We start from the raw sequence: 23,096 nt of genomic DNA on the forward strand, positions 1-23,096 counted from the left end.
ATCGGTTTGCTTCAGCCTAGTGGTCAACCCGAGGCTCCTGCAACGTCTTCTTCGGACAAGGCCCTGTCATGCCCACCCCAGCGTTGGCGCAGGTAGTTGACCAGCGCGGCAAGCTCATCGTCGTTCAGGCGATCTGCGAAGGCGGGCATTTCCTGCATCCGCTGATAGCCGGTCAGATGGCGGGCCGGGATGCCTTCGCGGATGATGCGCACAAGGTTGAGCGGGTCGTCGAACATCGCGCTGGTGTTGCCGCGCAGCGGCACCGACCCGAAGGGTTGCCCCTGCCCCTCGGCCCCGTGGCATCCGGCGCAAAGACCCAGGTATAGGGCATGGCCCGGGGCATTGTCGGTCAGGGCGCCATCGTTCGGGGCGGGCGGTGCGGGTGCCGGTGCCCCCTCGGTCAGATAGGCCGCGACGGCGCTGACATCCTCGGGCGAGAGGTATTTCGTCGAATGGCTGAGAACCGGGAACATGCGGAAGGTCATCACCCCCTGGGGCGACAGGCCCTCGGCCAGGAAATCCTCAAGGTCGGCGGCGTTCCATCCCCGCCGCGCGAGGGCACCCGGCGTGATGTCGGGGGCCAGCGCATCTTCGATCACGGTGCCCTGAAGGTGTGCGTCGGGTTTGCGGGCATAGGCCAGGTTGCGGGGCGTATGGCATTCGCCGCAATGGCCCAGCACCTCGACCAGGTAGCGGCCCCGCGCGACCGGATCATTGCCGGTGTCCGCACCGGTCAGCCCCGCCACCGGTTGATCGGGGGGATCGGACCGGAAGATGAGGTTCCAGAAGGCCACCAGCGGACGCAGGTTGAAGGGAAAGATCAACTCGGCCGGGCGGTTGGGCCGTTCAATCGGGTCCTGCGCCATGAGCCAGACCCAGAGCGCGTCGCTGTCGGCGCGAGAGATCGCGTGATAAGAGGTATAGGGCATCGCCGGGTAAAGATGGCCGCCGTCCGGCGTGATGCCGTAAACCATCGCCCGGTAGAGATCGTCGGCACTGTAATCGGCGATGCCATGGTCGCGTGACGGCGTTATGTTGCTGCCGAAGATTGATCCTACTGGTGTTTCCATCGCCGTACCGCCCGCCAGGGCCAGCCCGTCGGGCGACTTGTGGCAGGCCACGCAATCGCCTGCCCGCGCGACGTATTCACCGGCCTCTTCCATCTGGGCGCGGTCTTCCCTGGACAGGTTCGCCAGATCGCGGCTGGCCGGGGGAATGTCGCCCGGCCCGGTAAAGGCGACATAGACGACGCCCGCCAGAATGACGACAAGGGCCAGAAGCCCGGCGAGGATCAGCGCCACCCGTTTCATGACGGGTTTTCCTCCGTCACGGCGGCCCGGGTCAGACCGGGGGTGTTGAGGATCACATCCCGCGTCGCTTCGAGATAGCGGACATAGCCGGTGCAGCGGCAGATATTCTCGTTCAGCGCGTCAAGAACCACATCCTCGACATCTTCGGGCGCGATCGGTGCCGCTTCCAGACGCTCGACAAGGGCCGTAGCGGCCGCCACGAACCCCGAGGTGCAATAGCTGCACTGGAACGAGAAATGATCGAGAAAGGCCTGCTGTACCGAGGTGAGCTGCGTCACGTTTCCATCGTCGTCGCGGGTGGCATGTCCCTCGACCGTGCGAAAGCTGCGCCCGTTGGCCCAGGCAACACCGGTGATGCAGGCGGGAATGGGCTCGGCCCCGGCGGCACCGTCGTGAATGACGGCACAGGCCCGGCAGACGCCCTGCCCGCAGCCATAGCGCGTGCCGGTCAGGTTCAGGTATTCGTGAAGGTATTCCAGCAACATCAGGTCTTCGGGAAGATCGACGGGGCCGGTTTTTTCGCCATTGATCCGCATCGTGACGGATATCATCCGGTCGCTCATGACAGCGCCTCCTTTATCCGGTCGGGGGTCAGGGGGGTTTCGTGAAACCGCGCCCCCGTTGCATCGTGCACCGCGTTGACGATCGCCGCCACAACCGGGATCATCACCACCTCGGCGATCCCCTTGGGGGGGTCGGTCGCGGACAGCGGTTCGATCACCTCGCCCTGTTGCGACCAGACGGCCACATCGCGGGCGCGGGGCAGACGGTAACGGTTGAAATTCCAGGTGCCGTTGCCCGGACCGTCTTCGTAAAGCGGCAGTTCTTCGTAAAGGGCATGGCCGATGCCCATGGCGATGCCGCCCTGCAATTGCCCCGAGACAAGTTCGGGCACGATCATGTTGCCGCATTCCATCCAGGACTTGTGCGACAGGATCTGCACCTCGCCCGACCCCGGGTTGACCGACAGTTCGACAATCGTTGCAAGGGGCGCGTAGTAAACGACCGAGGCATTGTTGCGCTGCACCGGCGGATAGTTCACCTTTTTCCGTGGCTGGAAGGCATAGCCGCCGTCGCGCATCCGGGCCTTTTTCGCAGTGCTCGCCCCCTCGCCCCATTTCACCGACAGGGCATCTATGGCACCCGAAACCCTCTCCCCGTCCACCTCGAATTCACCCGTCGCCCAGGCCCAGCGGTTGAAGGTGTGAACCGTGACACCGGTGATCAGCCCGCGGTCATGGGCGCGGCGGGCTAGCTCGGCGAAGGACAGGGGCTGCAACCCGCTGGCCACCAGATGGCCATCGCGCCATTCGGCCTGATCGCGGCGGATGGCAAGGGGGGCCGCCTGACCGCCGCCGATACCGTCCTGCCAGATGCCGAGCGCGGCCTGCCAGAGCCCGAGATCGAACAGCAGGCGGGCGGCCTCGTTTGTGGCGTGGCTGAAATAATAGGCCGAGTTCGAGGCACTGCGCGGCGAGGTGATGCGCGGCACCCAGTGGGGATCACTGGCCGCCTCGTCCTGTTCTTCCTGCGACATCGTATAGGGTTCGTCGTTGCTTTGCAGGGGCAGGCTGGGCCAATCCGTTACCGCGAAATCGACGCTGTCGGCATAGCGGCCTAGGTGGCGTTCGGTCATCAGCATCTGCGACGTGGTCGAGCCGCAGCCGATCTCGGAGGCGACGTGTTTCATGTGCAGCCTGCCGTCGGGCGTGATTTCAAGCTGGACCAGCGCCGCTTCGGCCCCCGTACCGTAATCCTTCTGCACGCAGGAAACCCCTACGCCGTAGAGATAGCCGGGGTTGTCGACCTCGAACTGGCGCTTGCGTTCGGCCCTGCCTGTCCAAAGCGGGTCGGCCTGTGCGGCGTCCAGCAATTCGCCCGCGCGCAGTGTGCCTGCCGGAATGGCGCCCTGGGTGTTCTTCATGCCGCTGTGCATCAGGTTGCGCCGGCGAAGCTCGATGGGGTCAAGGCCAAGATCCTCGGCCACTTCATCCACCAGCAGTTCGAAGCCCACCATGGATTGCAGCGTCCCGTATCCGCGCATCGATCCGGCGGTCGGCGCGCGTGAGGCATCGACCTGAACGGCAATGTCGGATTTCGGGAAATAGTGGATGCCCTGCAAAGCGCTTGCCGCGACCTGGCCCACCGAGGGGCTGAAGTTCTTCACGCCGCCGCCATTGGCCCGCAGATCGGCGGCCAGCGATTGAAACATCCCCGTTTCCCGATCAACGGCCAATGTCATTTCGGTCTGGAACGGATGCCGCTTGATGGCCCCCTGAAAATGCGAATAGCGATCCAGGGCAAGCCGCACTGGCCGCCCCTCGCCATAAAGCGCGGCCAGTGCGACGTAATAAGGCAGGACATGGTGTTCCTTCTGTCCGTATCCCACCGTGTAACCCGGGTGCAGGCGCAGTTCCGACAGGTCAAAGCGGCTGTTGCTGACCATCTTTTCGATGTGATCGGCGTTGGTGAAGGGCGATTGCGTTCCCACCACCACATGCAAAGCGCCATTTTCCGGGTCATACCAGGCATTGCCATTGTCAGGTTCAAGCGCCGCAGGGTCGACATATTGCGAGGCGTATCGCCCCTGGTAGACCGCCCAGTTTTCAGGGGGGCTTTGCAATTCTTCGCGCAGGGCCTTTGCATGGGCCATGGCGCGCCCGCCTGCATCGCCTTGGGCGTCGGCGTCGGGCCAAGGCGAGGCGTTTTCGAAATCAGCAAAGACAAGGGTGTCGGACAGGGGCGAAAAGCGGTCGGGCGCGTCGGGTGTCTCTCCACCGATCCGCACGAACCGCGCGCCGCCATAGGGCGCCATTTCGGGCAGTTCAGCGTCACCCCCCCAAAGCAGGGCATCGGGGTTGAACTGCAACTGCCCCTTCGCGCGCCGGAAACGGGCATAGTCGTGATAGATCAGCACGGCCACCGGTTGGCCCAGATACCGCGGCGCCTCACCCCTGGGCAGGAACAGCCGGCCATAGAAATCCTCTTGCGTCATCGTGACACCGTCACGCTGCACCTCGGCGTCGGTGACGATGACATCGGGGCGCAGATCGTCAGGCAACAGCGCGTCGTTGAAGCCTTCGAAACGCCGATCCGCCCTGTCGGCGCGCAGGATCAGGGCATGGGATTGATCTTCGGGCCACCCCGGCATGTCGCGTGCCCGGATGTCGATGGCGAAAACCTTGTTTCCCGTAACCTTGGGAATGCCGTCCTGGCGAAACCTGATCCTGCCGCCACGAATCCAGTTTGGCGGCTGATGCTGACGCTCGGTCTGCAGTTCGGCCAGGGCCTTGTGCAACGGCACGACGTGAATGGCGACGGCAGTGGAAGCCGCAGTCTGCAGGAAATTCCGGCGCGAGAAATTGGCCATGTTTTCTACCTCCGCTTGAATGAAACGAACGGGCGGCCCGCTGGTTCCTGCGAAAGTCGTGCCGTGCGTGCAGCCTGCCGGCCACCGGATGGCCCTTCGACCCTCTCAGCCGGATCGAAACCGGCAAAACGCGCCAGTGACGGCAGAGGGGGCGAGGCCCGACCGATTCAGAGGTATGATCAGAGGCAGTTTGCCGGGCCAGAGCTGAATGGCACCGATCAGCGCAGGCGCCGACCTGTTTCAGGATCGAAGAAATAGGCGTGTTGCATCTGGAGCGTGAAGGAAACCTCTTGGTTCGGTGTGATCCGCGTGCGTCCACCCGTCTTTCCGATCATTTCATCCGGCCCGAGGCTGAAGTGAACCAGGTTTTCCGTGCCCAGTTGCTCGATCAGATTGACATTGGCGCTGATCGAAACGCCCTCGAACCCGTCTTCCGCCGGGCGGATATCGTCCGAGCGGATGCCGAACACCAGTTTGTCGCCCGGCCTTACTGCCGAAGGCATATCACAGGCGATCTCGACGCTGGGCAGCTTGATGCCTTTATCGGTGGCGAAACATTCGATCAGGTTCATCGGCGGGCTGCCCATGAAACCGGCGACGAACAGGGTGTCGGGGTCGTGGAACACCTCGTCGGGGGTGCCCTGCTGCTCGATCCGTCCATCCTTCATGATGACGATCTTGTCGGCCAGCGTCATCGCTTCGACCTGGTCGTGGGTGACGTAGATGATGGTGTTCTTCAGCCGCTGGTGCAGGCGCTTGATCTCGGCGCGCATCTGGCCGCGCAGCTTGGCATCGAGGTTCGACAGCGGTTCGTCGAAGAGGAACACCTCGGGGTCGCGCACGATGGCCCGGCCCATGGCAACGCGCTGGCGCTGACCACCTGACAGGGCGCCTGGCTTGCGATCGAGCAGGGGTGTAAGTTCCAGGATTTCGGCAACATCCGCGATGCGTTTCGCGATCTCGGGCTTTGGCATCTTCGACAGTTGCAGCGAGAATGCCATGTTGTTGTAAACCGTCTTGGCCGGGTAGAGCGCATAGTTCTGGAACACCATCGCGATGCCACGGTCCTTGGCCTTCAACCCGTTGACGACACGGTCACCGATCACCACATCGCCGCCCGATATCGTCTCAAGCCCGGCGACCATGCGCAGCGTCGTCGACTTGCCGCAACCGGACGGGCCGACCAGCACGCAGAATTCACCCTGCGGGATCGAAATGTCGATGCCATGGAGCGCCTGATGCTCACCATACCTTTTGACCAGTTTCTTGATCTCGATTTTTGACATGCCCTTGCCTCCCTCGGCTTAGATCTTCTGCTTTTCGTTGCGCAGATAAAGAATGGTGAATGCGGCCGAGATGATCAGGATCGAAACCGCCGTGGTCGCTGCCTGCGAGAATTCGAAATCCACGAAACCCTGTCGGAAGGTCATCGTCGACAGAACCTCGGTCGACCGTCCCGGCCCGCCCCCCGTCGTCAGCCATACCAGCGGGAACAGCTGGAAGGTCCAGATCAGGTCAAGCAGCGCGACGCCGTAGATCACGGGTTTCAGTTGCGGCACCGTGACATGCCAGAACTTGGCGAAGAACCCGGCGCCGTCAATTTCCGCCGCCTCGTAAAGCTCTTTCGGAATCGACTGCAAACCGCTGAGGAAGCTGACCATGATGAAGGGGTAACCGCGCCATGTGGAGATCAGCAGCAGCGCCCACATCGCAAAGGCGGGGTCGCCAAGCCAGTCGATGGGCGTGTCGATAAGGCCGATTTCCGTCAGGCCGTAGTTGATGACGCCAAAGGGGTTCAGCAGAAGCTGCCAGTTCAGCGCGACGACAACCGCCGTGAAGATCCACGGCAGGATCAGCAGCGACCGGAACACCGTCTGGGCGCGCGGGTGGATTTCGGCGTTTACCAGCAGGGCAAGCCCGGTGCCCACGATGATGTGGCCGATGACCGACCCCAGCGTAAAGATCAGGGTGTTGACCGACGCGCTCCAGAATGCGCTGTCGGTCAACAGGTTGGAATAGTTCTGCAACCCCACGAAGGTTGGGTTCCGCTCGACGATGACATTGTCGTAGAGGGAATATTCGACGACCTTGTAAAGCGGCACCGACAGCAGCGCGCCCAGGATGACGATACAGGGCAGCAGAAAGAAATACGGCGTTCCGTTCTCTTTCAGGCCGTTGATGACGCGTGACATTGCAGTCTCCTTGTGGTGGTCGCCGACGGTGTGAACCGTCGGCGGGTGGTTCAGTCGATCAGGTCAAGCCAGCGGGACTGCACCTTGGTTGCGGCCTCTTGCGGGGTCTGGTCGCCGCGCAGCATGGCCTGCATTTCCTCGGTCATGAGCGACCAGCTTCCGACTGCATTCGGCGCCTGGCGCAGTTCTTCCACGGGTTCGTCATTGGCGAGGATTGCGATTTGCGACTGCATGACATCGCCCGCACCCTCACCGACAATATCGAGGGCCGACAGGTTGCCAGGCAGCGCATTCGACGCAGCCGCGACACGGGCGTTCACGTCCTTGCTGAGAAGGAAGTTGATGAAGGTCCAGGCCTCATCCTTCTTGTCGCTGCCAGACGAGATGCCCAGCTCCCAGCCGTGAACGCGATAGGCTTTGGTGCCGTTGTTCGGAACCGCCGCCGCCACATAGTTGAGATCCGCGTTGCGCCCTTCGATGGCCTGGGCATGCACGCCGGGAGAAATGAGGAACCCCGTGCGGCCCGCGATGAATTCTTCAAGATCGACACCGCCGGTGCGCGATGCCGCGCCGGGGGCCAGTGCACCCGCATCGTTCAGATCGGCGATGTATTGCAGCGTCTCGACCACTTTGGGGTTGTCGAAATTCGGCGTTGTGCCGTCCATGATGCGCCCGCCGTTCGCATAAAGCAGCGGCAGGAAGGTCAGGATCGGGCCATTGGCCGGGGGCTGTGAACTGAGTGGAATCCCGAACCCCGAGATGCCGTCGCCCAGGGCGGCAATCGCGGTCGCCTGCTCGCTGAATTCCTCCCAGGTGGTCGGCGGCGCGGTGAAGCCGGCCTGTTCGACCAGGTCCATGTTCACATGCATCACGAAGGGGAAGGCGTTGAGCGGGACCATCCAGACCTGCCCGTCAATCTTGCCGATGGGCGCCTGAACCAGATCGGCGGTGGCAAAGGAATTGTCGTCGCGCGCAAGGTAGTCGTCCAGCGGTTCCAGAAGCCCGATTTCAAGGAATTCCGAGGTCCAGGGCATGTTCAGGCCCAGAACGTCCGACCCGAGGCCGATGGCGCTGTCGGTCACGATGCTTTCACGGACCTTGCCAAAGGGTTGCGTCACCAGCTTGACGGTGATGTCGGGGTGCGACGCCTCGAATTCCTCGACCAGGCTTTCATAGAAGCCGTCGACATTCTCGGCCGCAAACCATTGCAACCATTCGATTTCGGTCTGGGCACTGGCCGAACCGGCACAGAGCATGGCGCCCGCCATCACCGATTTCATAACACTTGGAAACTTCATGTCGTTCCTCCTCCGGTCGTGTCACCGCGCCGGTCCTGGCGTGGTGTTGTCATTGATTATCCCTTGATCCCGCCCGCCGAGAGGCCCGAGACCACGAAGCGCTGAACAAGCATGAACAGGATCAGAACCGGCAGTGATCCGATCACGGAAAACGCCATCATCTCGTCCCACTTCAGGCCGAATTCACCCACCATCATCGAAATCCCCACAGGCACGGTGCGCATCTCGATTGACCGGGTAAGCGCGAGGGCGAACAGGAATTCGTTCCAGGACAGCAGGAACGTATAGACGGCTGTCGAGATGATCCCGGGCATGGCCACGGGCAGCAGCACGCGGAACAGCACACCCAGCGGGCCGCATCCGTCGATCGTCGCTGCCTCGTCGAAATCCTTGGGGATCGTGTCGAGGTAGCCGTTCATCATGATGACCGCATAAGGCAACGAGAACGTCAGGTAGGTCAGGATCAGACCCCAGATGGAATCGTAAAGCCGCAGCCACACGATGACGCCGAAGAACGGGATCAGAAGGGTGATCGTCGGCACCATCTGGGTGGTGATGACAAAAAGCTTGGCGGTCTTGTCCCCGAAGAAGCGGTAGCGCGAGAAACCGAAGGCAGCCAGCGTTCCGATGACCAGCGACAGCAATGTCACCACAAGCCCCAGGATGTAGGAGTTCAGCAGGAAGCGCCGGAACTGCGGGTTCTCCAGCACGCGCACGTAGCCATCGAAACTAAGGGTTTCGGGAATGAGCCTTGGCGGCAGCGAGAAGGTTTCGACCGTGGGTTTCAGCGATACCGACACCATCCAGATGATGGGAAACGCCAGGATCAGCGTCACCACGGTCAGCGCGACATAGACCATGACCCGCCGGTAGAACTTCTGCCGTTCCTCGTTGACCGAGGCATGGTTCGTCGCTGTATCTGACATCTGTCGGTATCCTTGTTCGACACGTTTGGAAAAGCGGGGCGGCAGGTTCACCAGTTGGTGACGGAACCGTCGTGTCGCCTGAGCAGGGGTGTGGCCTGAACATCGCGCGCCGGAGAGGCACGCAATGCGTCTTCGTCAACCTCGACCCCCAGACCGGGGCCTTGCGGGACGACATATCGCGCCCCCTCCAGAGTGGGGCCGACGGGAAAGAAGCCGGGCGCGTCAAAGCCGCAGCGTTCGACCGGCGTGTCGCGGCATTCAAGCCAGGCGAAATTCCCGATGGCAGCGCCCAGATGCACCGAGGCCGCGGTGCACAACGGCCCAAGCGGATTGTGCGGCATCAGATCGAGGTAATGCGCCTCGGCCCAGCCCGCGATCTTGACCGCCTCGGTCAGTCCGCCAACGACGCAGACGTCGATCCTCAGGAACTGAGTCAGGCCCGTCTCGATATAGGGCAAGGCATCCCATTTCGACGAAAACTCCTCTCCGATGGCGAAGGGAACATCCGTCATGCCCCGCAGTTGCGCATAGGCGGCGGGGGTCTGCGCGCGAATGGGTTCTTCAAGGAAATCCAGCGTTGCCGGGGGCATGCGCTGACAGAACGAGGCCGCCTCGGCCACAGACAGGCGGTGGTGGTAATCGACACCCAGCACCACGTCCGTGCCCAGTTCTTCGCGGGCGCGGATCATCCAGCGCGCAGTTTCGGCGATCGAACGGCGCGGATCGAAAACCTCGTCGGTATAGTGCTGCGACGGGCTGAGCCGGATGCAATCCCAGCCCATGGAAACCAGTGTCCTTGCTTCTTCGATCATCTGGGCATCGGGTTCGCGGGCGGTCGAGGCGAACGCGGGAACATGGGTGCGCTGTTGCCCGCCCAGCAGTTCGAAGACCGGAACGCCCAGCCGTTTGCCCTTGATGTCGTGCAGCGCGATGTCGATGGCCGAAATCGCAGCCGTGATGACGCGCCCGCCCTCGAAATACTGGCTTCGATACAGCATCTGCCAGATCCGGCCGATGGCATCGGGGTTGGCCCCGACCAACAGTGGCGCGAAGTGGTCGATCATGCCGACGATGGCCTTGTCGCGCCCTGTCAGCCCCGCTTCGCCCCAGCCGGATGTGCCGTCCTCGCAGGTGATCTTTACAAGGCACAGGTTTCTTTGTCCGACGTGGGCGGCGATGGGCTCCACCTTGGCGATGCGCGTGGCCTTCATGGTGCCGTCGCGTGGCGCAACCGGCGCCCTTCCCTGTCGAAGAACCGCGCGCGTTCCGGATCGAACCCGACCGTCAGCCGATCGCCCGGCCGCGGGATCGTGTCGTCACGGGTTTCGGCGATGACCTGCTGCCCGCTTGCCGTGCTGCCATAGACGTACCGCGTGCCGCCAAGGTTCTCGACGACCTCGACGGTGATCTCGAACTGTACAGGAAAGCCGGACCCGACCTGCAGGTGTTCGGGGCGAACCCCGAGGTCAAGCGTCATGTCCTTCGACCAGCCGTCCCCTTGGGGCACAACGTCAAGCCGGTCGATCTCTGCCCCGCTCAAGCGCAATCCGCCGCCCTGCGCCGTCGCCTTGACGGGGATGAAATTCATCTGCGGGCTACCGATGAAACCGGCGACAAAGGCATTTGCCGGATCGAGGTAGAGTTCCATGGGCGTGCCCGCCTGTTCGATGGCTCCGGCACGCAGGACGACGATCTTGTCGGCCAGGGTCAGCGCCTCTGTCTGGTCATGGGTGACATAGATCATGGTCGCGCCGATCTGGCGGTGCAGTTTCGCCAGTTCGACGCGCATGGTGACGCGCAATTCGGCATCGAGGTTTGACAGCGGTTCGTCGAAAAGAAACAGCTTCGGCTCGCGTACGATGGCACGCCCGATGGCAACCCGCTGGCGCTGACCGCCCGAAAGCTGCGAGGGCCGGCGTTTGAGAAGCGGTTCGATCTGAAGTGTCTGGGCCGCCTCGCGGACCCGGCGCGCGATGTCGTCCTTGGGAAGCCCCAGCATCTTGAGGCCGAAGGCGATGTTCTTCTCGACGCTCATGTGGGGATAAAGCGCATAGTTCTGGAACACCATGGCGACGCCCCGTTCAACCGGCGTGGCATCGTTCACGCGGGTGCCGTCGATACGCAGCTCGCCGTCCGTGATCTCTTCAAGACCGGCGATCATCCGCAGCAGGGTGGATTTTCCGCAACCCGAAGGGCCGACGAAGACGGTGAACGACCCCTCTTCCACCGTCAGCGCCAGGCTTTCGATAACCTCGACGTTGCCGTAGCGTTTGTTCAGTCTATCAAGCTCAAGCGTCGCCATCAGATGTCCTTCCAGTCTGTGCCCACGCCTTGAATCGCGATGGCGCGGTGTATGTGCAAACCGTCGATTTCCAGCGTCACGGTGCCGTCCGACCACTGCCAGGCAATGTCGCTGTCGGTCAGGGCATCGAAAACGCGGGTTGGCTTGGTCCGGAGCGTGATTTCTGCCGTTACGGGCCCGAGATGCGGCACATCCTCGATGACTTCGATGTGGCGCACACCGTGTTGCAGATCGTCGACCGCGACGCCGCGCACCTGTGGCCCGCCATACAGCAGATGAAGGACAAGCCGGTCCTGGTCGGACTGGTGTGTCAGGCTGGTGCGCCCGCCGCTTGGCAGGGTCACGCGCAGCGTTCGGCGCCCAGTCAGCCGGTCGATCAGTCCGGCGATGATGTGCTTGTAGATCGGCTGTCCGATACGCTTGTACATCGAGAACAGCGGGTAGGAGACGTAGGCCGTCCGCGGCGTCACGACAACGGCAGGGCAAAGCGGATCGGCGCCCGGATCGTCGGGGGTATGCTGGTGCGATGAGAACTGCCGCCACGACCGCTGGAAATAGGGACGCCGCACGTCGGCAAGCGTTTCGCCGCCATCGACCGCGACCTTCAGCGCGGTGCCATACATGACGGTGGCGTTCCCGGGCACGGACGCCCCGAAGCTGGCATCGACAGGCACGAAATAGGACGGATCGAAAGGCACCTCGCCCAGGTGGGACACCCCCATGTCGAAGGCAAAGCCCCCCTCCGGAGACAGACCGGACTTTCCGGTAGCGATGATCGCGCCGCCGCCATCGGTATAGGCCTTGAGCCGCGCGGCAAGTTCGCCGGACACCGGGATCTCGTCGGGAAGGATGATCAGCCTGTAGCGTGCGAAGTCCGCGTCGGCAGTGATGATGTCGAAGGGGATGTGCAGCTCCAGCAACATCTGCGCCGCGCCGTCGTCGGCCTGCGTGCTGCGCGCGCCGGCGTCGGGCACCACATGTTCGACCGGAAGGATCGCGATATCGCTGACCTGCTGCGCCCCCTCGAGATAGGGCTCAAGCGCTGCGATGCGCGCATAGGCCGGGGCGATGCTGGCATAGGTGTCGGCGTTCATCCTGCCGCTGGGATGCAGCTGGTCGCCGATCAGGCACTTGGTGCCAAGGGCGGCCATCTGCGCGCATTCATAGACAAGTGCATCGCTGCTTTTATAGCCGCCGAATTCGCCCCACAGGGTGTGGAATTTCCCGGTTTGACCCAGGGTGTCGAAGCCAAGGGTGCGGGCGAACCGCGCGCTGGTGGGAAAATGGTCGTACCCCCACCCGCCCGTCGGCAGGCTTTCGATTTCCAGGTGTGAATAGGCGTCGAAATGGCCGGCTGCCCGTTTCGGAACATGGCCTGCGTTGTAGAAGGTGCGCATCTCCGGATGCCGGTCGCGAACGGCCGCGCTTATCCGGGTGCGGAAGGATGCGGCAAGTTCCTGATCCTTGATCGCCCTGTCGGCCGGGTTTTCCGCATCCAGCCCCATCTCGTCGAGTTTCGCCAGACACTTGGGACAGACGCAATCGAACCCCGTCACGATGTCGAAAAACAGGCCGGGCGGGTCATAGCGATCGGCAACCTCAAGGGCCGTGTCGCGGACGTATTCGAACAGCCCGTCATGGGAAAGGCACAGCGAATGCCAGGTTGCCGTCAACTGCCCGCCCGCCGACAGATCGGCCGCATTGGGAACCTGAAGCCGGTTCGTTCCGCCCATGACGCGCCATTCGGGCCGCGTTCTGGCCAGGTGCTCATCCCACTGGACCGTGATGTAGATCGGCGCTTCGATGTCGGCCGCACGACAGGCGGCAACCATTTCGCCCAGCAGATCGGGCCGTGCCAGGTTGGGGTGTGCGGGGCCGATAGTGCCGGGATAATACGCCCAGCCGTGATGGCAGCGCGCAAACAGCGTGATACTGTCGACATGCGCGTCTTGCAGTGTCTTCACGAAGTCGGCCGCGTCGAAATCGGCCCCGACATTCGGAATATCCTCGGAGGTGTGAAAGTCGAGGTGAACCTGGCGATACCGCAAGGGGGGGAAGTTGTAGGTCATTCCTTGCTCCCTGATTTTGTCTGCGCCCCGGCGGTGAAGAAGCGCTGGAAGATGATGAACACCAGCAACGGGACAATGGTGGTGATGATCGCGGCAACGGCGACCTGATCCCAGTTGCGGTCATAGACACCCTGGATCCGGGCCAGCAGCGCGGGCAGTGGCAGTTCGTCGCGCAGGAACACGACCGGAAGCAGAAGCCCGTTCCACGTCCACATGAATTGCAGGATCCCGACCGCGGCGATGGGCGTCAGCGAATTGGGCAGGACGATATAGAAGAACCGGGCCAGCGGGCCGCAGGCGTCCACCTGCGCCGCCTCGATCAGATCGTAGGGGAAGTCTTCGAGATAGTTCTTGACCAGGAACACAGCCCAGGCAAACGACAGCCCGGCAAAGGGGATGATGACCGACCAGATATTGTCGATCATGCCAAGATCGCGCCAGAGGCGGAACAGCGGGATGATGACAACCTGGTTGGGCAGCACGAAGGCGTTGATGATCAGGATCAGGATCAGCCGCCGAAACCGGAACTTCAGGAAATGGAACGCATAGGCCGCAGCCGGGGCCAGAAGCATCGGAATGGCGGTCGAGATGATCGCGATCTTGCAGGAAATCCAGAAGGCATAGGCCAGGGGATACTTGTCCCAGACGACGGTCCAGGCATCCAGGGTCAGGGTGAATTTCTCAAGGGACCACCAGCCGAGGATGACCTCGGAAATCGGGCGCAGCGAGGTGACGACAAGACCGATGATCGGCACGATCCAGATCAGGGCGATCAGCCCGACAATCGGGACGATCCAGCGCGGGGTACGGCCAATCATTTCGCGTCTCCCGTACGTTTCATGATAAGCGGGATCGATACGATGAGAACGGCAATCAGCAGGATGACGGTGCTGGCCGCGCCGTAGCCCAGTTTGAAGTTCAGCATCGATTCACGGTACATGAAGAAGCCGACCGTTTCGGTGCTGCGCACCGGTCCGCCGCCCGTCAGGATGAAGATCAGATCGAATGCCTTCAGACTGTTGAGCAGGTTGATGAAAATCGCGACCCGAACGCCCGGCATGGACAGCGGCGCGATGATGTGGCGCATGACAGAGCCGGATTTCGCGCCGTCGATATAGGCCGCTTCGAAGAGGTTCTTCGGGATCGACTGGATCGAGGCGAAACAGGTCATCAGCGGCAGTCCGACCTGCGTCCAGACATAGGCGACGATCACGGCGCCCAGGGCCGTCGAGGGATTGCCAAGCCAGGGCTGTGTCCAGCCCGACAGGCCGATGCCTTCGAGGATACCGTTCAGCAATCCATAATCGGGGCGGTAGATGCCAAGCCACATGAACCCGCTGACCGCTTCGGACACACCGTAGGCGGCAAAGATCATGACCCGGAAAACCAGCGTCTTTGCCGGGTTCAGCGAACACAGCATCGCAAGGCCCCAACCGATGGTCACGGAAAAGAACGTGGCGCTGATCGCCCAGATGAAGGTGACCTTGAGAGAGGTCAGGAAATTCGGGTCGGAGAACAATTTGACGTAGTTCCGCCAGCCGTCGAATTTTTCCGGCGCAAGGCCGCGAATGTCATAGAACGACAGACGGATCGTTTCGATGACCGGATAGACCACCGAGATCGCAAAGAAGATCAGCAGCGGGGCCAGCAGGAACCACGCAGCCTGCGTATCGCTCAGCTGCTTTGGCACCTTGATCCGCAGGGTGCCTTTGGGCGGGCCGTTTGGCCCACCCATCTCGGTTGTTTGCGCGATCGACACCTTAGTAGACACCTTTGGCGACGTTCGCCAATTGCGCCGTGATCGTGTCGATCGTTTCGTCGCTGGGCTCCTGCAGGAAGCGTTGCAGGGCCACCCGGTATTCCGAGCCAAGATCCCCCGGCAGCAGATCGCCAAGAACGAATTGCAGCTTTTCGGCCGAATTCACTTCGGAGACCGAGCGCTGGATCACCGGATCGTAGATCGACAGATCCACCTCGGTGCTGGGCGAGGCAAGGCCGTATTCGGCCATGATTGCCGCCGCATCCGCCGTCAGCATGTAGCTGATGAAGGCATCAGCCGCTTCGCGGTTCTCGACCGAGGAAAGGATGTTGAACTCCTTGGCATCCACCATGGATTCATCGTCATGGCCCATGCCGAAGGTCGGGAACTGAAATATGTCGAAGTCGGCCCCCGGGGTGTCGCCATATTCCTGCTTGGCCCGGGTGTTCAGCCACATGCCCATGAGGACATAGGCCGCATCGCCGGTCTTGAGCGCCGCATCCACCGAGATGTCCCAATCAAGGGCCAGCATGGTATTGCCATCGTCACAGCAGTTTGCGGCCAGCATTTCCTGCCACTTCTGCAGGGCCACCTTGACCTCGTCGTCGGTCCAGGAGGCTTCGCCATTGGCAAGCCGGGTCATGTATTCCGCGCCCGCCGTCCGCAGCAGCAGGGATTCGAACCATTCCGCATGTGCCCAGACTTTCGCCGGCACCGAGATCGGCGTGATGCCGGCATCGTTGAGCGTGGCAAATCCGCCGATGAATTCCTGGTAGGTCTCGGGCGGTGTTATGCCCGCCTTCTCCATGGTGTCGGTGCGATACCAGATGCCGCTGCGATCACCGAAGGTATAGGTCACGCCGTAATTCTCGCCGTTGACCGTGCTGAGGGCCTGCCAGCTTTCGCCCAGCTTGTCGCCCCAGTCGGTGCTGGCATAGCTGTCGTCCAGCGGCAGGATCAGGCCCGCCTCGATCAGTTCGGCGCGGAACGCGGGCCAGGTGTTGATCAGAAGATCGGCCTGCTCTCCGCCCATCAGGACGGCGCGGATACCACCGCGGGCATCGCCCCCGGCCTGGGGCACGACATTGCGCACCGTCACGTCCGGGTACTTGGCTTCGAAGTCTTCCTGAAGCTTGCTCATCATCTCGCCCTGGGCACCGCCCAGCCAGTTGATCATCACCAGCTCGCCTTCTTGCGCCATGGCCTGGCCGGTCAGGCCGGCCAGGATCGCGGCGGTTCCCAGAAGCGTGGTTTTCGAACGTGTTTTCCGATGTTTCATGATGCCCTCCATTTGCAGTTTCGCAGTCGTTCTTCCTCCGCGGCGCCCGGCCAAACCGGCCCGGCACCACCCCTTGGTTCTTGAACGTACACGCAGTCATTTAACTTTAATACTGTTTTTTTTCCTTTTTAGACAGTTTTTTAACGGGGATAAACATTACGTGAAATTACTAAATGTCAGTATGTTAAGTGAATACCCCGCCAGATTCCTTACCGATGCTCGGGAATGTCTCCGATGTCATCCATCATCGAGTCGAGCTCGGCCAGCATCTCTTCGCGCACCCCGGCATAGGCCGAATCGTCATGGATGTTGAACAGTTCAAGCGGGTCTTCCTGGCAGTCGAACATTTCCCATTCCGGCGGTTCGTCGCCCTGGAACGCACCCGGCTGTCCGAGGGCGTCGTTGTACCAGTAGATCAGCTTGTAGCGCTGGTTGCGGATGCCGTAGTGGGCAAAGGCGTTGTGGCTTTCGTCCTTGTGCATCCAGTAGCGGTGATAGACGACCTGCCGCCAGTCGGGCGGCGTCTGGCCTGCCAGAAGTGCGCCGAAATCGCGCCCCTGCATATAGCTGGGCACCGGCGCGCCGGCGTAGGTCAGAAGCGTCGGCGCGAAATCGACGTTGCACACCAGATCGTCACAGATCCCGCCCGGGGCGATGGCCGCCGGATATCGGATCAGGAACGGCATCTGAAGGGATTCCTCGTACATGAACCGCTTGTCGAACCAGCCATGCTCGCCCAGGAAAAAGCCCTGGTCGGACGTATAAATGACAATCGTGTTCTCGGCCTGCCCCGTCTCGTCCAGCCAATCCAGCAGGCGGCCGACACTTTCGTCGATGGACGCGACCGTCTGAAGATAGCGCTTGATGTATCGTTGGTACTTGAACTGGTCGAGCTGCTGCTTGCTGTCGAAGGTGAACCGCTCGCCGGTATTCACATCGACCAGAACCAGGCCGCTTACGTCGTCCGGGTCAGGCACCTTGCGACCCGGCTTGCCTTCCATGTGGATGACACCCACCTCCTCGCCGCCCTCGGGTTGGGCAAGGCCCAGATCCTCGTACTCGAAATCCGACCTGATCCGCATTCTGGCATCCCGCGAGGCCCGGGCGCGGTTCTTGTAATCGTCATCGAAGGTGTCCGGCAGGGTGATCTCTTCGCCCTCGAACATGCCGCGATTCTTCGGGTGGGGCGCGAAATTTCGGTGCGGCGCCTTGTGATGGCACATCAGGAAGAATGGCTGGTCCGCGTCGCCTTCGGCCAACCAGTTCAGGCACTTGTCGGTGATGATGTCGGTGACATAACCCGGCTCGCGCCCCTCGCCATCGGGTCCGATGAAGACCGGATCGAAGTAATCCCCCTGCCCGGGCAGAACCGACCAGTAATCGAACCCGGTCGGTTCATGGGCGGCCCCTTCGCCAAGGTGCCATTTTCCGACCATGGCGGTGCGGTAGCCCACCTGTTGCAGGTGCTTGCCCAGATGCGGCGCGCGGTTGTTCAGCCCCGTCACCAGAGTCGTCACACCGTTCACATGATTGTAGGTGCCCGTCAGGATCGCGGCGCGGCTGGGCGTGCAGATCGAATTGGTCACATAGCAATGGTTCAGTCGCATACCCTCATCGCCCAGGCGGTCGATGTTAGGTGTGCTGTTCAAGCCGTGGCCATAGTGGCTGATCGCCTTTGCGGCGTGATCGTCGGCCATGATGAAAATGATGTTGGGTTGACGGTTGGCCATGATGGACTCTCCGAGGATTAGAACAGGCGATCGGCCAGAGCGGCCGGAAAACCGGCCTCCAGCGCGTCAAGATTGCGTGTCAGGGACGAGACTTTGCCGGTGCCGATCAGCACGCTGGCCACGCCGGGGCGGGTGAGGCCGAATTGCATGGCCGCTGTTGCCAGCGGAACGTCGAAGCTGGCGCAGACACGTTCCAGCCCGCGCACCTTGTCCAGGATGTCTTCGGGGGCTGGCCCGTAATCGTAATGCGCGCCATCCGAAGCGCCCGTCGCCAGAATACCCGAGTTGAAGATGCCGCCCAGCACAAGGCTTGTTCCCCTTTCAAGGCACAGCGGCACCAGTTCGGCTTCGGCGTTTCGGTCCAGCAGTGTCCAGCGGCCCGCCAGCAGGATCACATCAAGATGGTGGCGCGCCATGACATCCAGACAGACCTGCGTTTCGTTCACGCCCAGCCCGATCGCCCCGATCCGCCCCTCGGATTTCAACCGCTCAAGTTCCGGAAAACCGGTTTCCAGAAGGTCGGTGACATGCCGCGCGTTGTCTGCGCCATGGGTCAGCGTGCCGATGTCATGGACATAGACGATATCAACCCGCTCAACGCCAAGGCGGGCACAGCTTCCCTCGAAGCCCTCGCGGATGCCCGCGCCCGAGTAATCGTAGTGAACCGCATTGGGCAGCGGCGAGATGAACCCGTCGGCCTTGTCCAGCGCCGGACCGGGGCGCAGAACGCGGCCAACCTTTGTGGAAAGCGTGAATTCGCCCCTCGGCTTGCCTGCCAGAAAACTGCCCAGCCGCGTTTCCGCAAGGCCCCGCCCATAATGCGGCGCGGCATCGAAATACCGTATGCCCCGCGTCCATGCATAGCTCAGCAGTGCGGCCGCATCTTCCTCGGCAACCTCGACATAGAGATTTGCGATGCCGCTGCACCCGAGGGAGATCGCGCTTGCCATGACTTTGGTGTCGGCGATCCTGCGTTGGTCAATCATCTTGCTTCGCCCGCTTGATCGTGGCGTTCAGGCGCGGCTTTTCGGTCTGGTCGCCGTGCGATTGCGCCCAGGTCAGGAACCCCTCGATCCGGCGCGTGATCTTTGCGGCGTGGTTCTGGGCAATGTCGCTCAGCTGATGGTGCAGGAAAGGATTGCGATAGCGTTCGATGGTGGCTTCGACATAATCGCGCGCCTCCGGCCCCATCCCGGCGGCGTCAAACCCCGGCAGCACCTCAGCAGAATAGAGGTCGCGCAGATCATCCAGCACCGACTGAACGTCCAGCAGACCGGCGACAGTGGCGGGCGCCCCGTCCATCTGCGACCACCTGTCGACCAGCCAGCTGTGCCCCAGGTTCAGGATAAAGAGCTTAAGCGCCGCGATTCCGTCGAGATCATCGACCATCTGAATGGCAGGGTGCTGACACGGCGGGATCAGGCCGGGCGCGTTTTCGATGGCCCACAAGGCATAGGGTTCGGCAATCGCGCCCGCAGGTTGGATCGGTTCGGAAACGATGCGATCAACCAGCGAATTGGCCCATATCACATCATTTGCCAACCAGCCGCGATAGGCCGCATCGCCGCCGGCAAGCTCAAGCACCCGCGCCTTCAGGACATCGCCGTTCCGCACGACCAACTCCATCGGCATGATCGTCACGGGCCCGCCCTTTGCGTCAAACCGGGCGCGCAGCAGCAGTTGCAGTTTCGCGGGATAGGACATGGCCTGATCGAAACTTGCGACACTGTCGGCAGGCTGGGCGTCAAAGCCGCGATCTCCGGTATTTGACAGGATGTATCGGGCCTCCTGCGAAACGACCCGCACCAGCGTATCCCAATCCGTCGCCGTCGAAAGGGTGCGCCGCACGCTGCGCACCTGCTGGGTCCGGTCAACGACCTGACCCTTCTCCAGCCCGCGAATGTGCACCGGGTATCCGCCCGGCGCCGCCAATGCCGCGAGGCGGGCCGCGCGCGCGGGGTCGCCGCTGCTCTGGACAACCGCAATCGGGCCGCAATCCTGCCCGCTCTGGCGCGCCTCATCCACCATCAGGTCGGCATGGGCCTGAAGAAACCTGCTGGTTCCGAACTGAACGATCGGGCAGGTCACGGCCTGCTTGGGCTGGTCATGCGTCATCGCTTTCCCCCTGTGCTGTCTATAATATAAAAAGAACGCTTGACCGATGGCAACAGTATTTTTATCTATTAAGAACATTTTTGGTTTGACCGGCCTGCCGCCTCCCTGGCGGGCCGCCGATAATCTGGGCGAAAACACCTGTGCCGGCCCGGCTGCAAGCACAGGACAGTGACGGGAAAAGTTCATGGAAGCACTAGTCATCACCGACATCGGGTCGACCGAAATTCGCGAGGTCGATTCCCCCGTTTGCGACCCCGATGGCGTTATCCTGTCCGTGGGGCATGTCGGTCTGTGCGGGTCTGACCTGAACACCTATTCCGGGCTGAATCCCCTGGTCAGCCTGCCCCGCATACCCGGCCACGAGATCGGCGGCACGATCATCGAACGCGGCGCCGATGTTCCCGAAGCCTTCGCCCTCGGAAAATCCGCGATCGTGATACCCTACACGACCTGCGGGGCCTGCTCCTCGTGCCAGGCCGACCGCCCCAACGCCTGCCGCTATAACCGCACCTTGGGCGTTCAACAGGATGGTGGCATGTCTGCCCTGCTGAAGATTCGCCATGACCGCCTGATCCTGAACGACACATTGCCTGCCCCCCAACTGTCGCTGGTCGAACCGCTGTCGGTCGGTTTTCACGCGGTGGCCCGCGGCCGTGTGGCCAAGGGGGAAACCGTCGTCGTTTTGGGCGGCGGCATGATCGGTGTCGGCGCGATGCTGGGGGCTTTGGCACACGACGCGAAGGTCATCATGGTCGAAGTCAGCGAGTCGAAACGCCAGACGCTGCTGGATCTGGGCGCCCATGCGGTGATCAACCCCGAGACGATGGATCTTGCGGACCAGGTGTCGAAACACACCGACGGACAGGGCCCCGATGTCGTGATCGAAGCCGTGGGCCTGCCCCAGACCTTCCGCAGCGCAGTCGACCTTGCCAGCTATGCCGGGCGGGTCGTCTATGTCGGCTATGCCAAGGAAGAGGTCAGTTACAACACCTCCCTCTTCAATCTCAAGGAACTCGACATCATGGGGTCGCGCAATGCGACCCGTACCGATTTCGAAGAGGTCATCACCTTCCTCGAATCCAACCCATCGGCTGGCAACATGCTGATTTCCCGAACCTTTCCGTGGTCGCAGGCACAAAACTCCTTCCAGCACTGGAAAGAGAACCGCAACGAGACCTTCAAGGTGATCATTGATGTCACGGCCGGATGATCCGCTGACATTTCACCTTGCTTGATGAGGCGCGGGCGGCTGATATGTACTTTAAAATCATAAAGACATAAGGCAGCGCACTCCGTGTCCCGAACCAACAGCGTCTACAAAGACACCTACAATTCGTGCCTGGATTTCATCAAGAAACTGGGCGCCAACGCGTCCCTGCCGCCAGAGACCGTCCTGGCAAAGAAATGGGATATCAGCCGCACCACTGTGCGTTCCGTTCTCGAACATCTGGACGAAGTCGGGATCATCAGCTGGCAAGGGCGGCAGAAAACCGTTCTTCGAAGACCGCGCAAGGGCGATTATTTTTCGGCCGAAGAAACCAAGTCGGCCGGGAAGCGTGTTGAAACCGCCTTCATGGAATATGTTCTCGGGGGCGACCTGGCCCCGGGGACAATTCTGCGCGAGGCCGAACTGGTGCGCGAATTCGGGATCAGCACGTCAAGCGTACGCGAATTCCTGATCCGGTTCTCCCGCTTCGGATTGATCGAGAAAAAACCCAACCGCCATTGGGTTCTGAACGGGTTCACCCGCGACTTTGCCGCGGAACTTTTCGATGTGCGCGAGATGTTCGAACTGCGGGCCTTTCGCGCCTATTGCGGCGGCTGGCCGTCGCCGACCGAGAAACAGACAATGACGACGCTTGAGCAGGAGCATCTCGACATCCTTGCCCGTATCAACGACGATTATCTTGAATTTCCCGCTCTGGACGAGAAGTTTCACCGCGTCTTTCGCGGCGCCCTGTCGAACCGCTTTGTCGACGATTTCTACGAACTCATCTCGCTGATCTTCCACTTTCACTACCGCTGGAAAAAGACCGACGAACGCGAACGCAACGAGGTGGCGGCGCGCGAACACCTTGCCGTGATTCAGGCCCTTCTGGCCGACGATACCAACGCCGCGCGCGCCGCACTTGAACTGCACCTGGAATCGGCACGGCGAACTCTGATGAATTCGGTCACCTGGGACTGACGCTGCCCCAAGTGGCGGCTATCGCCCACCCGCGCAATGCTTGATGGCCTGCTGGAGCAACCGCCGCCTCACATCCTGCCAAACACCGGCGCCTGAATGACCGACCTCGCTGAACTCTTCCAGTGCGGCCTGCAGGATCGCCGCCCGTGTCACACTTGGGTTGCGCTGCGGTTCTTGCGGATTGGTGAAACTTGTCTGGTCATTCGCACCCGGTCATCTTCCCAACGTCAAGGCATGTCGCCCCGCGGGCTTTGTGCACCCTGCCAGTCCGCCCCGGGCCAGTGGCCAGACGTTCCGCCACCGCGCCAGGCTGTCAGATGGCGCGTCAGGCGGTGGGCGGGTCGAAGGCCGTGTATTGACCCAGCTGAATCTGCTCTGGTTAAGCCGCTAATGTGAATGCCTCGGCAGGCGTGCGCATGGCAAGGGCCTGATGAGGGCGGCGGTTATTGTAAAAGGCAATCCAGTCACCGATGACGCGCATCGCATGTTGGATGCTTTCGAAGCGGTGGCGATGCACGCACTGCTCCTTGAGCGTCCGAATGAAGCGCTCGACCATGC

The 23,096-nt window shown here is 61.9% G+C and carries 19 protein-coding genes; 2 read left to right on the plus strand and 17 right to left on the minus strand.

What is annotated here, in order from left to right; genetic code table 11:
- Positions 1-23: 23 nt before the first annotated feature.
- The 16 genes from H7828_RS13960 to H7828_RS14035 all read right to left on the minus strand — a co-directional run bounded on the left by H7828_RS13960 (position 24) and on the right by H7828_RS14035 (position 20,350).
- On the minus strand, positions 24-1,310 hold the full coding sequence (locus H7828_RS13960) for a c-type cytochrome (RefSeq protein ID WP_226781667.1): 1,287 nt from the start codon (positions 1,308-1,310) through the stop codon (positions 24-26).
- Complete coding sequence (locus H7828_RS13965; protein WP_226781668.1) at positions 1,307-1,873, minus strand: (2Fe-2S)-binding protein; 567 nt, start codon at positions 1,871-1,873, stop codon at positions 1,307-1,309. Before H7828_RS13965 ends, H7828_RS13960 begins: the two co-directional genes overlap by 4 nt.
- A complete protein-coding gene (locus H7828_RS13970; RefSeq protein ID WP_226781669.1) occupies positions 1,870-4,680 on the minus strand; it encodes a xanthine dehydrogenase family protein molybdopterin-binding subunit in 2,811 nt (936 codons plus the stop codon). The genes H7828_RS13965 and H7828_RS13970 overlap by 4 nt, the downstream gene beginning before the upstream one ends.
- A gap of 218 nt (positions 4,681-4,898) precedes the next feature.
- The gene (locus tag H7828_RS13975) at positions 4,899-5,966 is read right to left on the minus strand and encodes an ABC transporter ATP-binding protein (RefSeq protein WP_226781670.1); all 1,068 of its coding nucleotides are present in this window, start codon (positions 5,964-5,966) and stop codon (positions 4,899-4,901) included.
- Positions 5,967-5,984: 18 nt separating this feature from the next.
- The gene (locus H7828_RS13980; protein ID WP_226781671.1) at positions 5,985-6,872 is read right to left on the minus strand and encodes a carbohydrate ABC transporter permease; all 888 of its coding nucleotides are present in this window, start codon (positions 6,870-6,872) and stop codon (positions 5,985-5,987) included.
- A 50-nt stretch (positions 6,873-6,922) separates the two neighbouring features.
- Positions 6,923-8,170, minus strand: coding sequence for an ABC transporter substrate-binding protein (locus H7828_RS13985; protein ID WP_226781672.1), 1,248 nt, complete (start codon positions 8,168-8,170; stop codon positions 6,923-6,925).
- A gap of 56 nt (positions 8,171-8,226) precedes the next feature.
- Positions 8,227-9,096: a carbohydrate ABC transporter permease gene (locus H7828_RS13990; RefSeq protein WP_226781673.1), complete on the minus strand. Its 870-nt coding sequence runs from the start codon at positions 9,094-9,096 to the stop codon at positions 8,227-8,229.
- A 47-nt stretch (positions 9,097-9,143) separates the two neighbouring features.
- Positions 9,144-10,307 carry a mandelate racemase/muconate lactonizing enzyme family protein gene (locus H7828_RS13995; protein WP_226781674.1) on the minus strand — a complete coding sequence of 388 codons (1,164 nt, stop codon included), beginning with the start codon at positions 10,305-10,307 and terminating at the stop codon, positions 9,144-9,146.
- Positions 10,304-11,398, minus strand: coding sequence for an ABC transporter ATP-binding protein (locus H7828_RS14000; RefSeq protein WP_226781675.1), 1,095 nt, complete (start codon positions 11,396-11,398; stop codon positions 10,304-10,306). Before H7828_RS14000 ends, H7828_RS13995 begins: the two co-directional genes overlap by 4 nt.
- Positions 11,398-13,467, minus strand: coding sequence for an alpha-amylase family protein (locus H7828_RS14005; RefSeq protein ID WP_226781676.1), 2,070 nt, complete (start codon positions 13,465-13,467; stop codon positions 11,398-11,400). Before H7828_RS14005 ends, H7828_RS14000 begins: the two co-directional genes overlap by 1 nt.
- On the minus strand, positions 13,464-14,285 hold the full coding sequence (locus tag H7828_RS14010) for a carbohydrate ABC transporter permease (RefSeq protein ID WP_226781677.1): 822 nt from the start codon (positions 14,283-14,285) through the stop codon (positions 13,464-13,466). The genes H7828_RS14005 and H7828_RS14010 overlap by 4 nt, the downstream gene beginning before the upstream one ends.
- Positions 14,282-15,226, minus strand: a complete 945-nt coding sequence (locus tag H7828_RS22740) for a carbohydrate ABC transporter permease (RefSeq protein ID WP_226781678.1) — start codon at positions 15,224-15,226, stop codon at positions 14,282-14,284. Before H7828_RS22740 ends, H7828_RS14010 begins: the two co-directional genes overlap by 4 nt.
- Position 15,227: 1 nt before the next feature.
- A complete protein-coding gene (locus H7828_RS14020) occupies positions 15,228-16,505 on the minus strand; it encodes an ABC transporter substrate-binding protein (RefSeq protein WP_226781679.1) in 1,278 nt (425 codons plus the stop codon).
- Positions 16,506-16,714: 209 nt separating this feature from the next.
- Positions 16,715-18,235, minus strand: coding sequence for a sulfatase family protein (locus H7828_RS14025; RefSeq protein WP_226781680.1), 1,521 nt, complete (start codon positions 18,233-18,235; stop codon positions 16,715-16,717).
- 17 nt (positions 18,236-18,252) lie between these two features.
- Positions 18,253-19,221 (minus strand): aldo/keto reductase, encoded by a 969-nt coding sequence (locus tag H7828_RS14030; protein ID WP_226781681.1) that lies wholly within the window; start codon positions 19,219-19,221, stop codon positions 18,253-18,255.
- Positions 19,214-20,350: a mannitol dehydrogenase family protein gene (locus tag H7828_RS14035; RefSeq protein WP_226781682.1), complete on the minus strand. Its 1,137-nt coding sequence runs from the start codon at positions 20,348-20,350 to the stop codon at positions 19,214-19,216. The genes H7828_RS14030 and H7828_RS14035 overlap by 8 nt, the downstream gene beginning before the upstream one ends.
- A gap of 184 nt (positions 20,351-20,534) precedes the next feature.
- On the opposite strand from H7828_RS14035, the gene H7828_RS14040 reads away from it, so the two are divergent.
- On the plus strand, positions 20,535-21,560 hold the full coding sequence (locus H7828_RS14040; RefSeq protein WP_226781683.1) for a zinc-binding alcohol dehydrogenase family protein: 1,026 nt from the start codon (positions 20,535-20,537) through the stop codon (positions 21,558-21,560).
- A gap of 84 nt (positions 21,561-21,644) precedes the next feature.
- The gene (locus H7828_RS14045; protein ID WP_226781684.1) at positions 21,645-22,538 is read left to right on the plus strand and encodes a GntR family transcriptional regulator; all 894 of its coding nucleotides are present in this window, start codon (positions 21,645-21,647) and stop codon (positions 22,536-22,538) included.
- 379 nt (positions 22,539-22,917) lie between these two features.
- Here H7828_RS14045 and H7828_RS22995 read toward each other — a convergent pair whose 3' ends face one another.
- Complete coding sequence (locus H7828_RS22995; RefSeq protein ID WP_226781687.1) at positions 22,918-23,094, minus strand: integrase core domain-containing protein; 177 nt, start codon at positions 23,092-23,094, stop codon at positions 22,918-22,920.
- Positions 23,095-23,096 lie beyond the last annotated feature (2 nt).

The organism is Oceaniglobus trochenteri (genome assembly GCF_020529025.1).
In the GTDB taxonomy this organism is placed as follows: domain Bacteria; phylum Pseudomonadota; class Alphaproteobacteria; order Rhodobacterales; family Rhodobacteraceae; genus Oceaniglobus; species Oceaniglobus trochenteri.

Excerpts from the sequence above, each read along its gene's own strand:
- H7828_RS13985 (WP_226781672.1), bottom strand. The coding sequence starts at position 8,170 with ATGAAGTTTCCAAGTGTTATGAAATCGGTGATGGCGGGCGCCATGCTC.
- H7828_RS14010 (WP_226781677.1), bottom strand. The coding sequence starts at position 14,285 with ATGATTGGCCGTACCCCGCGCTGGATCGTCCCGATTGTCGGGCTGATC.
- H7828_RS14000 (WP_226781675.1), bottom strand. The coding sequence starts at position 11,398 with ATGGCGACGCTTGAGCTTGATAGACTGAACAAACGCTACGGCAACGTC.
- H7828_RS14020 (WP_226781679.1), bottom strand. The coding sequence starts at position 16,505 with ATGAAACATCGGAAAACACGTTCGAAAACCACGCTTCTGGGAACCGCC.
- H7828_RS14040 (WP_226781683.1), top strand. The coding sequence starts at position 20,535 with ATGGAAGCACTAGTCATCACCGACATCGGGTCGACCGAAATTCGCGAG.
- H7828_RS14005 (WP_226781676.1), bottom strand. The coding sequence starts at position 13,467 with ATGACCTACAACTTCCCCCCCTTGCGGTATCGCCAGGTTCACCTCGAC.
- H7828_RS13965 (WP_226781668.1), bottom strand. The coding sequence starts at position 1,873 with ATGAGCGACCGGATGATATCCGTCACGATGCGGATCAATGGCGAAAAA.
- H7828_RS13975 (WP_226781670.1), bottom strand. The coding sequence starts at position 5,966 with ATGTCAAAAATCGAGATCAAGAAACTGGTCAAAAGGTATGGTGAGCAT.
- H7828_RS14030 (WP_226781681.1), bottom strand. The coding sequence starts at position 19,221 with ATGATTGACCAACGCAGGATCGCCGACACCAAAGTCATGGCAAGCGCG.
- H7828_RS13995 (WP_226781674.1), bottom strand. The coding sequence starts at position 10,307 with ATGAAGGCCACGCGCATCGCCAAGGTGGAGCCCATCGCCGCCCACGTC.
- H7828_RS14025 (WP_226781680.1), bottom strand. The coding sequence starts at position 18,235 with ATGGCCAACCGTCAACCCAACATCATTTTCATCATGGCCGACGATCAC.
- H7828_RS13970 (WP_226781669.1), bottom strand. The coding sequence starts at position 4,680 with ATGGCCAATTTCTCGCGCCGGAATTTCCTGCAGACTGCGGCTTCCACT.
- H7828_RS22995 (WP_226781687.1), bottom strand. The coding sequence starts at position 23,094 with ATGGTCGAGCGCTTCATTCGGACGCTCAAGGAGCAGTGCGTGCATCGC.
- H7828_RS13980 (WP_226781671.1), bottom strand. The coding sequence starts at position 6,872 with ATGTCACGCGTCATCAACGGCCTGAAAGAGAACGGAACGCCGTATTTC.
- H7828_RS14035 (WP_226781682.1), bottom strand. The coding sequence starts at position 20,350 with ATGACGCATGACCAGCCCAAGCAGGCCGTGACCTGCCCGATCGTTCAG.
- H7828_RS13960 (WP_226781667.1), bottom strand. The coding sequence starts at position 1,310 with ATGAAACGGGTGGCGCTGATCCTCGCCGGGCTTCTGGCCCTTGTCGTC.
- H7828_RS13990 (WP_226781673.1), bottom strand. The coding sequence starts at position 9,096 with ATGTCAGATACAGCGACGAACCATGCCTCGGTCAACGAGGAACGGCAG.